Source organism: Nonomuraea sp. NPDC049486 (assembly GCF_040676925.1).
Lineage (GTDB): Bacteria > Actinomycetota > Actinomycetes > Streptosporangiales > Streptosporangiaceae > Nonomuraea > Nonomuraea ferruginea.
Map to the genome: position 1 here is coordinate 333910 of NZ_JBFAPV010000008.1, position 14901 is coordinate 348810.

At 71.3% G+C, this 14901-nt stretch carries 13 protein-coding genes; 10 read left to right on the forward strand and 3 right to left on the reverse strand.

Annotated elements, in window-relative coordinates:
• Positions 1 to 90 precede the first annotated feature (90 nt).
• The 3 genes from AB0K05_RS24650 to AB0K05_RS24660 all read left to right on the forward strand — a co-directional run bounded on the left by AB0K05_RS24650 (position 91) and on the right by AB0K05_RS24660 (position 3281).
• Positions 91 to 759 (forward strand): TetR family transcriptional regulator, encoded by a 669-nt coding sequence (locus AB0K05_RS24650; RefSeq protein WP_148036161.1) that lies wholly within the window; start codon positions 91 to 93, stop codon positions 757 to 759.
• A 114-nt stretch (positions 760 to 873) separates the two neighbouring features.
• Entirely contained in the window at positions 874 to 2535 is a 1662-nt protein-coding gene (locus AB0K05_RS24655; RefSeq protein WP_271276644.1) for an AMP-binding protein, read from the forward strand.
• Positions 2532 to 3281: an SDR family oxidoreductase gene (locus AB0K05_RS24660; RefSeq protein ID WP_271276643.1), complete on the forward strand. Its 750-nt coding sequence runs from the start codon at positions 2532 to 2534 to the stop codon at positions 3279 to 3281. The genes AB0K05_RS24655 and AB0K05_RS24660 overlap by 4 nt, the downstream gene beginning before the upstream one ends.
• Before the next feature lie 14 nt (positions 3282 to 3295).
• On the opposite strand, the gene AB0K05_RS24665 is transcribed toward AB0K05_RS24660, so the two are convergent.
• Entirely contained in the window at positions 3296 to 4141 is an 846-nt protein-coding gene (locus AB0K05_RS24665) for a TetR family transcriptional regulator (protein ID WP_364231898.1), read from the reverse strand.
• Positions 4142 to 4249: 108 nt separating this feature from the next.
• On the opposite strand from AB0K05_RS24665, the gene AB0K05_RS24670 reads away from it, so the two are divergent.
• The 5 genes from AB0K05_RS24670 to AB0K05_RS24690 all read left to right on the forward strand — a co-directional run bounded on the left by AB0K05_RS24670 (position 4250) and on the right by AB0K05_RS24690 (position 12030).
• Entirely contained in the window at positions 4250 to 5284 is a 1035-nt protein-coding gene (locus AB0K05_RS24670) for a phosphotransferase family protein (protein ID WP_271276641.1), read from the forward strand.
• A 1-nt stretch (position 5285) separates the two neighbouring features.
• Positions 5286 to 6491, forward strand: a complete 1206-nt coding sequence (locus tag AB0K05_RS24675) for an acyl-CoA dehydrogenase family protein (protein WP_148036157.1) — start codon at positions 5286 to 5288, stop codon at positions 6489 to 6491.
• Between the two features lie 178 nt (positions 6492 to 6669).
• Positions 6670 to 7995 carry a BTAD domain-containing putative transcriptional regulator gene (locus AB0K05_RS24680; RefSeq protein WP_364231901.1) on the forward strand — a complete coding sequence of 442 codons (1326 nt, stop codon included), beginning with the start codon at positions 6670 to 6672 and terminating at the stop codon, positions 7993 to 7995.
• A 234-nt stretch (positions 7996 to 8229) separates the two neighbouring features.
• Positions 8230 to 9153 (forward strand): LamG domain-containing protein, encoded by a 924-nt coding sequence (locus AB0K05_RS24685; RefSeq protein WP_271276638.1) that lies wholly within the window; start codon positions 8230 to 8232, stop codon positions 9151 to 9153.
• Positions 9154 to 9219: 66 nt separating this feature from the next.
• Positions 9220 to 12030: a BTAD domain-containing putative transcriptional regulator gene (locus AB0K05_RS24690; RefSeq protein ID WP_271276637.1), complete on the forward strand. Its 2811-nt coding sequence runs from the start codon at positions 9220 to 9222 to the stop codon at positions 12028 to 12030.
• Between the two features lie 115 nt (positions 12031 to 12145).
• Here AB0K05_RS24690 and AB0K05_RS24695 read toward each other — a convergent pair whose 3' ends face one another.
• A complete protein-coding gene (locus tag AB0K05_RS24695; RefSeq protein ID WP_364231904.1) occupies positions 12146 to 13018 on the reverse strand; it encodes a LysR substrate-binding domain-containing protein in 873 nt (290 codons plus the stop codon).
• 107 nt (positions 13019 to 13125) lie between these two features.
• On the opposite strand from AB0K05_RS24695, the gene AB0K05_RS24700 reads away from it, so the two are divergent.
• Both AB0K05_RS24700 and AB0K05_RS24705 read left to right on the forward strand, forming a co-directional pair.
• Positions 13126 to 13563, forward strand: coding sequence for a cupin domain-containing protein (locus AB0K05_RS24700; protein ID WP_271276635.1), 438 nt, complete (start codon positions 13126 to 13128; stop codon positions 13561 to 13563).
• Positions 13560 to 13922, forward strand: a complete 363-nt coding sequence (locus tag AB0K05_RS24705) for a DoxX family protein (RefSeq protein WP_271276634.1) — start codon at positions 13560 to 13562, stop codon at positions 13920 to 13922. Before AB0K05_RS24700 ends, AB0K05_RS24705 begins: the two co-directional genes overlap by 4 nt.
• A 66-nt stretch (positions 13923 to 13988) precedes the next feature.
• Here the strand turns inward: AB0K05_RS24705 and AB0K05_RS24710 are convergent, their stop codons facing one another.
• Positions 13989 to 14549, reverse strand: coding sequence for a hypothetical protein (locus tag AB0K05_RS24710; RefSeq protein WP_364231907.1), 561 nt, complete (start codon positions 14547 to 14549; stop codon positions 13989 to 13991).
• Between the last annotated feature and the right edge of the window lie 352 nt (positions 14550 to 14901).

The following is a 14901-nucleotide window of genomic DNA, read 5'->3' on the forward strand; positions in this document are numbered from 1 at the left end:
GAGCCTTAGGCTGGGCGGCACAAGGTCCCCCGTAACCGCCGAGGGCGCGACGGGCACCTCACGGGGAAGCACACGACCACGAGGACAGGGATGAAGACGACACGGCAGACGCCGGTGGCAGGGCCACCTGCGAAGCGTGCCCGGAAGGTCCGCGACGCCGAGCGGTCACGGATCGCGATCCTCGACGCCGCGGAGCAACTCTTCGCCGACTTAGGCTTCCAGGGCGCCTCGCTGGCGGCGATCGCCGAACGGGCCTATGTCTCGGTCGGGCTGCCGGGCTACTTCTTCGGCTCCAAGGAGGACCTCTACCACGAGGTGCTGCAGCGGGTCTTCGAGCGGCGCGACGCGGCGCTCGAGTTGGTGGCGACCGAAGCCGAGCAGCTCCTGGAGGCGTCGCCCGGCGACGGGGAGGCGGCGCTGCGCCGGCTGATCGGCGGCTATGTCGACTTCCTGCTCGACAACCCGACCTTCGTCTCTCTGCTCACGCGCGACGCGCTCGAACGCGTCGGCCGGCGCGAGGGGCAGCCGCGGCACTCCCAGCGATTCGCCGACCGGATGATCAGGATCATGGCACAGGCCGGCGTGGTGGAGGCGGACGAAGCCCCCGAGCAGCTCTTCCTGAGCCTGATCGGGATGTGCTACTTCCCTCTTGAGCACGACGCGACCATCGTGGCCGGCATGGGACAGCGGGCCTGGGCGCAGGCGTTCCAGGAGAAGCGGGTGGCCCACATCGTGCGGCTGCTCCGCCCGTCCGCCTAGCTCTCCCGGGGGGCGCACCCGCCCCCCGGTCCCGGTACGCACCGGGCCAACCTGTATACCTAACACCGACCGAACGATCACTCAGTCTCCATCGCAGACCGGGGAGGTAGCGGGATGAACGAGAGACGCTGGACGGCGCTCTACCCACAGGCGGTGACGGACGCCCGGCCCGTCAGCCACACCTCGCTCGCCGAGGCGTGGCGCGAGCGGGTGCGACGGGAGCCGGACGCCCGCGCGCTCGCGTACTTCGACGGCGCCATGACCGTCCGGGAGGCCGACGAGGCCAGTGACGCCCTCGCGGCCGCGTACCGCTCCCTCGGCACCCGGCACGGCGACCGGGTGGGGATCTACTTGCAGAACATCCCGCAGTTCGCCCTCTCGTTCCTCGCCCTGTGGAAGCTCGGGGCGACGGCGCTGGTGCTCAACCCGATGTACCGCGGCCAGGAGCTGCGGCGCCTGATCGACGACTCCGGCGCGGTCGGGATCGTCTGCGCCGACGCCGACGTGCCGCAGGTCTCCGAGACCCTGTCCGGCAGCTCGGTGCGCTGGACGGTGAGCACCTCTCCGCTCGCCTTCCAGACCCGCGACGACCCCCGGGTGTTCGGTGAAACCGAACGGAAGGCGCCCGCCTCGCACGGTGACCTGGAGGAGCTGATCGAGCGGTTCCGGGGCGACGTCGTGGAGTCGCCGGAGCTGACACCGGACGACGTCGCGCTTCTGACGTACACCTCCGGCACGACCGGGCCGCCCAAGGGCGCGATGAACACGCACGGCAACGTGCTCTCCGTCGCCGCCGGCTTCGCCACGTGGGTCGGCCTCCGGCCCGGCGACGCGGTGTACGCGATGGCGCCGCTGTTCCACATCACCGGCTCGGTCATCAACGCGGTCATCGCGATGATGCACGACGCCGTACTCGTCCTGACCGGCCGGTTCCGTCCCGAGGTGGCGATCGACGCCTTCGTCGAGCACCAGGTGACCTTCACCATCGGGTCGATCACCGCGTTCAACGCGATCTACCAACTGCCGCACGCCTCGCGGGAGCATTTCGCGTCGATGAAGTCGGTCTACAGCGGCGGCGCCCCGATCCCGCCGTCGACCATCGAGCGGTTCCGGGAGCGGTTCGGCGTCTACATCCACAACGTCTACGGGATGACCGAGACGTCCTCGGGGGTGATCGCCGTGCCGCTGGGCGCGGAGGCGCCGGTCGACGAGGCGAGCGGGACGCTCTCCATCGGCGTGCCGCTGCCCGGCCTGGACGCGCGGGTCGTGAACGCCGCCGACGAGCCGGTCGGACCGGGCGAGCAGGGCGAGCTGGCGCTGCGCGGGCCGCAGGTGGTGCCCGGCTACTGGCGCAAGCCCGAGGCGACCGCCTCGACGATGCCCGGCGGATGGCTGCACACCGGCGACGGGGCGATCATGGACGCGGCGGGCTGGGTCTACCTGGTCGACCGGCTCAAGGACCAGATCAACACCTCCGGCTACAAGGTCTGGCCGCGCGAGGTCGAGGACGCGCTCTACGCCCACCCGGCGGTGCACGAGGTGGCGGTCGTCGGACGGCCGGATGACTATCGAGGGGAGACCGTCGTGGCATACGTGTCACTCAAGGCCGGCGAGTCGGCCGAGGAGAAGGAACTGATCGCTTTCACCCGGGGGCGGCTGGCGGCCTACAAGTGCCCGCGCGAGATCCACCTCGTACCCGACCTGCCCAAGACGCAGACGGGGAAGATCCGGCGCAACGTCCTGCGGGACGGCGACGGGCCGGGGGCCGGCCAGTGACCGGGTCGCCGCGCCTGGCGGGGCGCGTCGCGATCGTGACCGGGGCCAGCCGGGGGATCGGCCTGGCCATCGCCGAACGGCTCGTCGCCGAGGGCGCCCGGGTGTGCGTCACGGCCCGGAAGCCGGAGCCGCTGGAGGAGGCGGCGGCGTCCTTCCCGGAAGGCTCGGTGCTGACCGTGGCCGGCCGGGCCGACGACCCGGAGCACCGGTCCGAGGTGTTCTCGCGCGTGCTGGCCGAGTGGGGCCGGCTCGACGTCCTGGTCAACAACGCGGGCATCAACCCGGCGTACGGTCCGCTCACGGACCTCGACCTGGACGTCGCCCGCAAGATCATGGAGGTCAACGTCCTGGGCACCCTCGCCTGGACCCAGGAGGCCGTCCCCCACGGCGTGGGCTGTGTGGTCAACGTGACCTCGGTGACCGGGGACGTGCCGTCGGAGGGGATCGGGATGTACGGCATCTCCAAGGCCGCCGTCTCCCACCTCACCCGGACCCTCGCCGCCGAGCTCGGGCCGGACGTACGCGTCAACGCCGTCTCGCCGGCGGTGATCAAGACACGGTTCTCCCGTGCCCTGTACGAGGGCAAGGAGGCGGAGACCGTCGCGCGGTACCCGATGAAGCGGCTCGGCGCCCCCGAGGACGTCGCCGGCGCCGTCGCGTACCTGGTGTCGGACGACGCCGCTTGGGTGACCGGCCAGATCCTCACCCTCGACGGCGGTCTGCTGGTCGCCGGAGGGACCGCCTGAGCGGCGCGGCGGGGTCAGCCGGCCCGCAGCAGCGCGACCGCGTAGTCGGCGTACCGCCGGGCCACCTGCTCCGCCGACAGCGGGCCGTCGGGGCGGAACCACGACGGCAGCGAGGTACACATGGTCGCGACGGCGCGGGTCGCGGTCCGCACGTCCGCCGGTGCCCCGCCGTCCACGGCCACCGCCCTCCGCGCCTGCTCGTCGAGGAGGTGCTGCACCTCGTCGCGGAGCGCGGTGATCCGGGCGCGCTCCGCCGGGGCGAGGCTGCGCATCTCGCTCGCGCCGAGAAAGGCCAGGTCGGCGCGGAGCGCGTGGAACAGCGCCAGCGCCTCGACCATCCGCGCGAACCGTCCGAGCTCGCCCCCTTCCCCGTCGGCCGTCTCGTCGCGCGCGGCGATCAGCCGCCACCGGATGTCGGCCATGGTCAGGTCGAGCAGCCGCACCAGCATGTCCTGCTTGCTCGTGTAGTGGTGGTAGACGCCGGCCACGCTCAGCCCGGCCTCGGCGGCCACCTCGCGCATCGTGGCCGCGTGGTATCCACGGGCGACGAAGACCCGCAGCGCCGCGGCCAGCGCCGGGTCGAGCCCCAACGCCCCGAAGGCCCGCCAGTCGTCTCCCCCGGGGCCGGCCGCGGCGGGCTCCGGCACCCGCACCGGGTCACCGCCCAGCAGCCTCGCCGCCGGAACGTCCAGGACCTGGGCCACCTCGCCCAGCCGGTCGACCGTCAGCGGGGTGCGCCCGGTCTCTAGAGCGCTCATCGTCGCCGGGCTGACGCCGACGCGCGCCGCCAGCGCACGCAGGCTCAGCCCACGCGCGAGGCGCGCGGCCCGGATGGCGGCGCCTGGTGTGTGTTCAGCCATACCGAACACACTACTCCACCACGCCCGCCGATTGCGCTGGTTAAGGGTGTTCGCTCACTGAGGGACCCCGCCTTTGGCGACTGAACGCACGTTCGGTACCATGCGCTCATGAGCAGCATCGACCCCGCCGCCCTGACCGGTCTCGACCGGCTCGCGCCGGCCCTGGCCGAGGCCACCGAGGACGACCGCTGGCGCTCCTGCACCGCAGAGCTGATCATCGGCGGGAAGAGCAATCTGACCTTCACCCTGCGCAGCGACGCCGGCGAGCTCGTCCTGCGCCGGCCGCCGACAGGACACCTACTGCCGAGCGCCCACGACATGGCCCGGGAGGCCAGGGTCCAGCGCGGGCTCGCCGAGACGGACGTGCCGGTGCCCCGCATCGTGCTGGTCGACGAGGGCGACCTGATCGGCGTCCAGTTCTACGTGATGGAGAAGGTCCCCGGACACGTCGTCCGCGACCGGACGCCCGACGGCTGGGCGGAGACGCCCGAGGAGCGGCGGGCGATGTCGTTCGCGCTCGCCGACACGCTGGCCGCCCTGCACGCCGTCGACTACGACGCGGTCGGCCTCGGCGACTACGGCCGCCCCGAGGGTTTCATGGCGCGTCAGGTCCGCCGCTGGTCCGGCCAGTGGGACAAGAGCCACACCCACGAGGTCCCCGAGATGGAAGAGCTGGCCCGGCGCCTGGCCGCCGACGTGCCGCAGCAGCAGCGCGCCACGATCGTCCACGGCGACTTCCGCACCGACAACGTCGTGTACGACGCCGGCGACCCGGCACGGATCAACGCCGTCCTCGACTGGGAGCTCTCGACGCTCGGCGACCCCATGAGCGACGTCGCCCTGCTGATGCTCTACTGGCGTGAAGCCGGCGACGACGGCCTCAGCCTGGTCCCGGGCGTCTCGCACCTGCCGGGCTTCCCCACCCGCGCCGAGATGCTCGACCGCTACGCCACCGCGGCGGGCGTCGACCTCGCCGACCTGACGTGGTACCAGGCGTTCGCCCACTTCAAGTTCGCCGTCATCGTCCAGGGCGTCGCCGCGCGCTCCAAGGCCGGCGCGATGGGCGGCCAGGACTTCGGCGACCTCGACGACCTCGTCCTCCGGCTGGGCGCCGAAGGGCTCGACCACCTGAAGGAGCACTGACATGGACTTCGCTCTCTCTTCCAAGGCTCAGCGGACCTGCGACGAGATGTGGGACTTCATGCGGTCCCACGTGTTCCCGGCCGAGCCCGTGTGGGCGGCGTACCTCGCCGAGCACGGGCCGCACGAGCACCCGCCGGTGATGGAGGACCTCAAGGCGGAGGCGCGGCGCCGCGGCCTGTGGAACCTCTTCCTGCCCAAGCTCTCGGGGCTCTCCAACGTGGAGTACGCCGCCGTCGCCGAGATCTCCGGCTGGTCTCCGGTGCTCGCCCCCGAGGCGATCAACTGCCAGGCGCCCGACACCGGCAACATGGAGACCCTCGAACTGTTCGCCACCCCCGAACAGCGTGAGCGGTGGCTCGAACCACTCCTGGAAGGGCGGATCCGCTCGGCGTTCGCGATGACCGAGCCCGACGTCGCCAGCTCCGACGCCACCAACATCCAGACCCGGATCGTCCGCGACGGCGACGAATACGTCATCAACGGCCGAAAGTGGTTCATCACCGGCGTGGCCGACGCTCGCTGCGAGATCTTCATCGTGATGGGCAAGACCGACCCCGACGCGGAGACGTACCGCCAGCAGTCGATGGTGCTGGTCCCCCGCGACACCCCGGGCCTCACGATCGAGCGGCACCTGCCGCTCTTCGGCTACCAGGACCAGCACGGCCACTCCGAGATCGTCTTCCGCGACGTCCGCGTCCCGGCGGCCAACCTGCTCTCGGGCGAGGGCGACGGCTTCATGATCTCCCAGGCCCGCCTGGGGCCGGGCCGCATCCACCACGCCATGCGCGCCATCGGCATGGCCGAGCGGGCCCTCGCCCTCATGGCCGACCGGGCCAAGAGCCGGGTCGCGTTCGGCAAGCACCTCGCCGACCACGCCAACGTGCAGGACGCCATCGCCCAGTCCCGCATCGACATCGACCAGGCCCGGCTGCTCGTCTACGACGCCGCCTGGAAGATCGACCAGCACGGCGCCAAGGGCGCCCGCAAGGAGATCGCCGCCATCAAGGTCGCCGCCCCCGCCATGGCCTGCGCCGTCATCGACCGCGCCATCGAGCTGTTCGGCGGCGCGGGCATCTCCGACGACACCCCACTGGCGTACTTCTACGCCTGGGCCAGGGCTCTGCGCATCGTCGACGGCCCCGACGCCGTCCACCGCCGCACCATCGCCCGCATGGAGCTCAAGCGCACCCCGCCGTACGTGGGGTGAGCGGCTGACTTCCCGGTGACCATCCAGCCCCGGCTGCCGCTCGTGACAGCCGGGGCATACCCGCTGCATACCGCGTGCGAGGTACGGAAGATCGCCCCGCTGATTGCCGAAACCCGCCAGCGAGAAAATCCGCCGGATCGTTAGAATTCCGGATCTCCGCTGACGACGGGAGCTTCGCTTGAGGCTGGAGATCAGGTTGCTCGGCCCGCTGGAGGTCGAGGCCGACGGCGACACGGTCAAGATCGTCGGAGAGCGACGGATCGGCGTGCTGGTCCGGCTCGCCCTGAACGCGGGACAGGCCGTACCCGCCGAGCTGCTTCTCTCCGACGTGTGGGCGAGCAGCTCCGCCGCCACCGCCGCCAAGCAGTTGCACATCGTGGTCTCGAAGCTGCGCGAGGCGTTCGCCGCCCACGGCGGCGCGGAGGCCATCGAGACCGTTCCCGGTGGCTACCGGCTCGCGGTCGAGCGGGATCAGGTGGACGTCCACGCCTTCGCCCGCCTGTCCAGGCAGGCCCGCGCCGCCCGTGCGGAGACCGCGGACGCGTTGTTCCGCGGCGCGTTGGAACTGTGGCGAGGGCCGGCGCTGGCCGAGGTGGACGCTCCCTGGGCGGGGATCGAGGCGGAGCGGCTGGAGGCGGAGCGGCTGACCGTGCTGGAGGACCATGCCGAGCTGCGCCTGGCCGCGGGTGACCACCGAGCCCTGGCCGGCGACCTCGCCGGGCACGTCCGAGGGCACCCACTTCGGGAGCGTCCCGCCGCCCAGCTCATGCTCGCTTTGTACCGCGACGGGCGGGCACCCGAGGCGCTCGACGTCTACCAGCGCCTGCGTCGTGTCATGGTCGGTGAGCTGGGCGTCGAGCCCGGCGCCGAAGCACGCCGGCTGCACCAGGCCATCCTCGTCAAGGATCCCGTGCTTGACCTGCCTGAGGTGCGGCAGATCATGCCGACCGCTCCGGCGGGGCTCCCTGCCGACATCCAGGAGTTCACGGCGCGGACGGCCGAAGTGGAGCGACTGCGCGCCGACCTGGCGAGCGACGCCGCGGTCATCGTGATCGACGGGCCCGGCGGCATCGGCAAGTCGGCGCTCGCCGTACATGTCGCTCATATCGTCGCCGAGCGCTTCACCGATGGCGTCATCTACGTCGACCTGCGTGGTTCCACCGCCGGGCTCGCCCCCCTGGCCCCGATCGAAGCGCTCCGCCACCTGCTGCGTTCCCTGGGGCTGGACGGCGCCGCCGTACCCGCCGGCACCGAGGAGGCCGCCGCCCGCTACCGCTCGCTCACCGCCACGGGCGACCTGCTGGTCATCCTCGACAACGCGCACGACGTACGCCAGGTCCGCCCGCTCATCCCGGCCGGGCGGGGCTGTCGCGTCCTGATCACCAGCCGGGATCCGCTGGCCACCCTGAACAACGCCCGGCACCTGCACCTCGGCAGACTCGACGAGCGTAGGAGGTCGCTGTGCCAAGGGTCCGGCGGGAACTCGCCTTCACGGCGACCGTGAACCGGAGCTCATACCCGCCTTCCGCAGGATGTCTGCCCGTCGCATGATGCCCACTCACGTGGGGTGATTCGTAACGGCACGAGGGACGGGTATGCCGGGAGTATGTACCGCCGTGATCGTTTTTCACCACCTGCCAGGCCTGATAGAGGCCATGCCGCCGTTTCCTACTCCGCCGCCGCGCAAAGACCTACGACCCGGACCATTCTCGCCGCGGCGGCCCTGGGCGTCTCGACGGTGTGCCTTCCGCATCCGGCCACGGCGGGCTCCCCCGGCCTGAGCGCCTACGACGCGCTGGTGCTCTCGCACCGCCCGGTCGCCTACTGGCGACTGTCGCACCCCTCAGACGGTACGGAGAGCGACCGCACCGGCAACGGCCACAAGGGGACCTTCCACGGCGTCACCAGCACGGTCCGCCTGCCCAACCAGGACGGCGCCGCCGTCTTCGACGGCTCGTCAGGATATTTCGAGGTTCCCACCGCCAAGCCGTTCCACATCTCCACCACGGGCGCGTTCACCATGGAGGCGTGGATCAGGCCGCACACTCTCCAGTTCGCCGACGAAAACCACACCGGCTACGTCCACTTCATGGGCAAGGGCACGAAGTCGGGCAGCGGCGGCAATCGCGAGTGGGCGGGTCGCATGTACTCGAAGGTGAACAAGGAGAACCGGCCCAACCGCATCTCCGGCTACGCGTGGAACCTCGACGGCGGCTTCGGCGCCGGGGCGTTCGTCCAGCAGCCGGTCAAGGTCAACGAGTGGATCCACTACGCCGTCACGTTCGACACCTCGGAGGGCGCGTACGGCAAGGTCCGGATCTACCGCGACGGCGTGCCGGCGGGCACGGACAACCTGGTCTACCGCCCCGGCACGGACGACGAGGTCGTCATCAGGCCCAAACCCGGTCCGGCGCCCGTCCGGGTCGGCACCCGCGACGGAGGGTCCTCCTTCAAGGGGGCGATCGGAAAGGTCGCGCTCTACGACCGCGAACTCTCGGCAGCGGAACTGCGCTCGCACTACGCCGCGATGACCGGACCGGCCACGCCGGACCTCGACTCTGACGGCGTGGGCGACGTCTTCTCCGCCGCCACCCGGACGCCGACCGTCTGGACCGGCAGGGGCGGCAACAGGGTCGGCGCCGGCCGGGCACCCTATCTCTGAGGAAAGCCGCCGGACCGTCGCGAGACATACCGGCGATATACCGCGCTCTCGTACGCTCCTTCCCTGATGACACTGGAGATCGGGTTCCTCGGGCCCTGGCAGATCAAGGTGGACGGGCAGCCCGTACGGCTGGCGGGCCGCCGCCGCGTCGCCGTGCTGACGCGCCTGGCGCTCGACGCCGGCAGGCCCGTCACCACGCGTCAGCTCGTCGCCGACGTCTGGGGGCAGACCCCGCCCACCACGGCCGGCAAGCAGCTCCACATCGTGGTGTCGAAGCTGCGTGACGTGCTCACCCCCGGCGCCATCGTGACCGTGCCCGGCGGCTACCTGCTGGACCTGCCCCGCGCGCGGATCGACGCACACCACTTCACGCTGCTGGCCGGCCAGGCACGGACGGCCCGCGATCGGGGCGAGACGGGCACAGCCGACGGGCGGTTCCGGCAGGCGCTGGCCCTGTGGCGGGGGCGCGCCCTGGCCGAGCTGGACGACCCGTGGGCGCGGGCCGAGTCGAGGCGGCTGGAGGAGGAACGCCTGGCCGTCTTCGAGGACCACATCGATCTGCGGCTGGCCGCGGGCGACCATCACGCGGTGGTGGCCGACCTCGCTCCGCACGTGCGGGCCCACCCGCTGCGGGAGGGACCGCGCGCCCAGCTCATGCTGGCGCTCTACCGGGCGGCCCGGCCGGCCGAAGCGCTCGCGGTCTACCAGGAGGGGCACACCGCCCTGGTCGAGGAGCTCGGCCTCGAACCGGGCGCGCGGCTGCGCCGGCTGCAGGGCGCCATCCTCACCAGGGACCCCGCACTCGACCTCGCCGCACCGGCGCGGTCCGGCACGATCATCCCCGCCGAGCTGCCCGCCGACACCCGGTCGTTCACCGCCAGGCAGGAGGAGGTGAAGTGGCTGCGTGAGGCGCTGCTGCACGCGGACGTGGCCGTCATCGACGGGCCCGGCGGCGTGGGCAAGTCGGCCCTCGCCGTTCACGTCGCGCACACGATGTCCGGACGGTTCCGCGACGGCGTCATCTACGTCGACCTGAACGGCGCCACCCCCGGACTGCACCCCCTGCCCGTGCTCGACGGCCTGGGCCACCTGTTGCGGTCGCTGGGGCTGGACGGCTCCGCCGTACCGGCCGACGTGGAGGGCGCGGTCGCCCGCTACCGGTCGCTCACGGCGGCGGGCGAGCTGCTCGTCATCCTCGACAACGCGCTCGACGCCCACCAGGTACGGCCGCTCGTCCCGGCGGGCGCGCGCTGCCGGACCGTCATCACCAGCCGCGCCGCCCTGACCACGCTCGACGACGTCCATCACCCGCACCCGACCGGGCTCGGCGACGTGCGTCATCTGCACCTGGCCGGGCTCGCCGACCGGGATGCCGTCACGCTGCTCTCCCGGATCGCCGGTCCCGACCGCGTCCAGCGCGAGCCGGAGGCCGCCGCGGAGATCGCCGGGCTGTGCGGCGGCTTCCCCCTGGCCGTCCAGGTCGCCGCCGCCCGCTTGGCGGCACGGCCCGACTGGCGGCTGGCCGACCTCGCCGACCGCCTGGCCGACGCCACCCGGCGCCTGGACACCCTGCAGTACGACGACCTGGCCGTACGCGCCAGCATCGCGGTCAGCCACCGGCACCTGCGCGAGGAGCCCAGCGGCCACGACGCCGCGTACGTTCTCCCGCTCCTGGGCCTGCTCGACACGCCGACCCACACCCCGGCCGCCACCGCCGCCCTGGCCGGCTGGCCCGAGCCACGGGCGGAGGCGGCACTCCGACAACTCCACGGCACCCGTCTCCTGGAAGCCGTGAGCCGCGACCGGTACCGTTTCCACGACCTCATCCGCCTGTACGCCCGAGAACAGGCCGCCGGCGAGCTGTCCGAGACGGACCGCGCGGTCGCGCTCCACCGCGGGTTCCACCACTACCTGGCCACGGTCAACACCGCCACACAGCTCGTGCACCCCCAGGTGCAGAATCCTTATTACGGGGCGGAGCAGCCCGGCGTCGCGCTCGCCGACGCGCGGGAGGCCGGCGAATGGACCGAGGCGGAGCGGGACAACCTCCTCGCCGTGACCCATCAGGCGATCGAGTCCGCCGACCCGCCCGTCGCCCTCGGACTGGCCCTGGGACTGCACATGCCGTTCAACTACCGCGGCTGGGTCACGCACCTGGCCGACGTCCACCTGCACGCGATCGAGGTGGCCGCCCGGTGCGGCGACTGGGCCGGTCAGGGGCAGGCGGGCAACTACCTGGGCTGGGTCTACCGCGACCAGGGACGCCACGAGCAGGCGATCGAGCAGCTGGAACGGGCCGCGGTGTGCTGGGAAAAGGCCGCCCTGCCGCACCGGAGAGCCGGATCCTTCAACAACCTGGGCATCATCAACACCATGCTGGGACGGCTCGACCTCGCCCACACCCACCTGTCACGGGCCCTGGCCATCGCCGAGGAGATCGGCGACGGCTACGCGCGCGGGGCCATCCTCAACAACCGCGCGCACGTGTTCTACCGGCAGGGCCGGTTCGATGACGCCATAGCCCAGGCGAAGGAGGCGACCGCGGTGTGGACCGGCACCCTGTACGGGGAAGGCCTGTCCCGCGCGACCCTGGCCCGCGCCTACATGCATGCCGGGCGCCTGGAGGAGGCTGCCGACACCTACCGGGTGGCGCTCACGCTCCTGCGCGAAGGCGGATACCGCATCGGCTACGCCGTGGCCTCCTGGTGGTCCGGCCAGACCCTGCACACCCTGGGCCGGGCCGCCATGGCGCGGAGGGACTGGCACGGCTGCTTCACCGCGCTGCTGGAGTCACGCCTGCTGACCCGCTCGGAGGTGGACGAGCTGCTCGATCAGCCTGTTCCGGACATGCCGCGGCCGATCAGGAACATGCTGTAGGACCGGCCCTCTCCGCCCGGCTACGGGAGATCGAGGACCCTCTCTACGCGGCGTACGTGCTCATCCTCGTCCGGGCCTCCGCAGGGAAGAGGTCCTGGGTCTCACCGGGGAACGGTCAGGACGGGTCGGTGGGTGCTCCGTCGCGATAGGCGGCGATCGCGATCCGGACGAACGAGCGAACCAGCGGATTCGTGTCGCCCTCGTGCCATGCCACCACCACACGGCTCGGGGGCATGTCGACCAGCGGCACCACGGCGAGCCCGTTCGCCTGCTGGTGGTTCAGGAGAGTCATGCCGACCGTACCGTTCCAGAGAACGGCTTGCCTGCACTCCTGGACGGCACGCACCACTGGGCCCTCCCGAGTTGCCCCGCCGTTCCAGTACGACTGCCAGACGGGGTCGGTGCCCTCCGGGAACAGGAACCAGCGGCGGTCGGCCAGATCGGCCAGCTTCACGCTGCCCCGCCCGGCCAGTGGATCGTCCGCGCGCACCAGCGCGCCCACCGGGTCGGCGCGCAACTCTCGTACGGTCAGACCGGTCTCGTCGAACGGCCCGCGAGTCAGGGCCACGTCGACCAGTCCAGCATGCAGGCCGCAGGTGGGATCGGTCAGGTCGGTCTCGCGGATGCGGACCTCGACCCGCGGGTGCCGACGGCGGTAGGCGTCGGCAAGCCGGGCCGCACCCGGGTCGGCGCTGTCGCCCAGGAAACCCACCGTGATAGCCGCGGTACCGGCCGCCGCGGCCACGCGTACGCGCAACCGGTCGGCCTGGTCGAGCAGGGTCCGCGCCTCGTCCAGCAGCACGGCCCCCACCGGAGTGAGCGAGACACCGGAGGGCGAGCGGTCGAACAGCGCGGCACCGACCTCGTTCTCCAACTGCTTGATCGCCCGGCTCAGCGGCGGTTGACTCATGTGCAGCCTGGCGGCGGCCCGGCCGAAGTGGAGTTCGTCGGCGACCGCCACGAAATAGCGCAGCGTGCGTAGCTCCATGGTGCGACGATACCCGTACGGTATCGGCGGCACAGAACAGATCTTGGACGGGCGCGGTGCGCTGACGGTGAGATCGAGACATGACTGATCAATCAACGACCGCATCGGTGGTCGGCCCGGGCGACGGCGAGACGATCGTGCTGGGCACCACGCGACTGCGCGTCCTCGAAGACGGCAGCAACACCGGGCACCGCCTCGGAATCGCCGAATCCGTCCTCGCACCGCACACGCCCGGACCGCCGCAGCACCGTCACGCCCAGCATGACGAGGGCTTTTACATCATCTCCGGCGCGGTACGGTTCACGGTCGGCGACCAGGACTACGACGCGACGGCGGGCACGCTCGTGATGGTCCCACCCGGCGCCCCGCACACTTTCGCCAACATGACCGACGAACCGGCCGTCATGCTCAGCACATTCACGCCCGATCTCTATGTGCAGTATTTCCGCGACCTGAAGGACATGATCGCCGGTGGCCGAGCGATGACCCCGCAGGCCAACATCCAGGTGATGCGCCGCTACGCCACCGAGCCGGCCACCCCGTGAACGTCGCGTACTGGATCGTCGCCGGCCTGCTCGCTCTCTTCTACCTCTACGCGGGCGGGGTGAAGATGGTCCGGAGCCGCGAACGGCTCCGGCCGATGATGGCCTGGGTGGACGACATGCCGATGCCGGCCGTCAGAGCCATCGGCGTGATCGAGGTACTCGGCGCGATCGGGCTGCTCCTCCCGCCGCTGACTCGCATCGCCTCCTGGCCGGCCCTGGCCGCGGCCATCGGCTTCGTGGTCCTCCAGATCGGCGCGACCACCCTGCACCTAAGCCGCGGCGACCGCCAGATCGCCCTCAACATCACCCTCCTCCTCGCTGCGGCCCTCACTGCCTGGCTGGCGACGACATGGCTGTGAACGGGGTGTTCACATCAGGATCACGGCTGCGCACCACCCGGCCTCCTCCAGCGATACGGACACCGGCTAGCACTGCCACAAGAAGCGGCCCTCCTGCTCGTCGGCACTGAGAAAGCCGTAACCCATCCCACCGTCGCCGAATATCGCCTGGTACGTGTCCCGGAGCTGGAAGAAGAAGCTCCACGGCCCGCCGGGCGGAAACTCCTCGCCCTGCAGCCAACCGGGAGCGCCCAGCAGACGGGACCCCCAGCAGGGCGGCTCCGACTGCTCGACCTCTTCCAGGTCGACGAACAACTCTTCAAGGAGGCCTTCGCCGTCGACGACACCGGCCGTCTCGATGAACGGCGGGACCCGGCCCGGCTGCACGATGAGCGCGTTCTCGCCGCCCTCTGGCTGCCAGGACTCCTCAGCTTCGTCGTCCATGAAGAGATAGGCCATCCGGGTCGACCTGCCGGGGAGCCTGAACTGTCCGATGAACCCCATCGGGCGTTCGTGCCGTACACACAGCGGCCATTGCGGCTCCTCCAGCCAGACCGGCCGACCGCCGAGCTTGGTGCAGAACTCGTCGATCGCGCCGTCCACGCGAGAGAAGGCCATCTCGTAGGTGAAGTCATCACCGTCGACCACCGAAGCATCGTACGGGGACGTACCGGCCTGGCTCACGAAGACCGGTACAGGCGTCCGACGAACTCGAGGTCGGCCCCGAATGGCGGGGGCGACGACGACTACGTGGTCAGACTGGGGCGAGCAGGAGCCCGGTGTTAGCAGCGCTGTTAGCCAAAGTTGTCCTGACAAACACTAAGGCCCGCGCCAGGATCTCCCTGGTAGCGGGCCTTTCGCATATGCGCGGCCGAGAGGACTCGAACCCCTAGCCTTCTGATCCGCAGGGAAGGGCAGATGCCCTCGGCGACCGCGTCTGGCCCTGCTCAGGTGGCAGATACGGTCCGGTGGTGGGTGATGGCGTGAGATGGGGTTGCTA

Coding starts and splice junctions, on each gene's coding strand:
- AB0K05_RS24665 (WP_364231898.1), bottom strand. CDS start 4,141: ATGGCTGAACACACACCAGGCGCCGCCATCCGGGCCGCGCGCCTCGCG.
- AB0K05_RS24650 (WP_148036161.1), top strand. CDS start 91: ATGAAGACGACACGGCAGACGCCGGTGGCAGGGCCACCTGCGAAGCGT.
- AB0K05_RS24690 (WP_271276637.1), top strand. CDS start 9,220: ATGACACTGGAGATCGGGTTCCTCGGGCCCTGGCAGATCAAGGTGGAC.
- AB0K05_RS24655 (WP_271276644.1), top strand. CDS start 874: ATGAACGAGAGACGCTGGACGGCGCTCTACCCACAGGCGGTGACGGAC.
- AB0K05_RS24670 (WP_271276641.1), top strand. CDS start 4,250: ATGAGCAGCATCGACCCCGCCGCCCTGACCGGTCTCGACCGGCTCGCG.
- AB0K05_RS24695 (WP_364231904.1), bottom strand. CDS start 13,018: ATGGAGCTACGCACGCTGCGCTATTTCGTGGCGGTCGCCGACGAACTC.
- AB0K05_RS24675 (WP_148036157.1), top strand. CDS start 5,286: ATGGACTTCGCTCTCTCTTCCAAGGCTCAGCGGACCTGCGACGAGATG.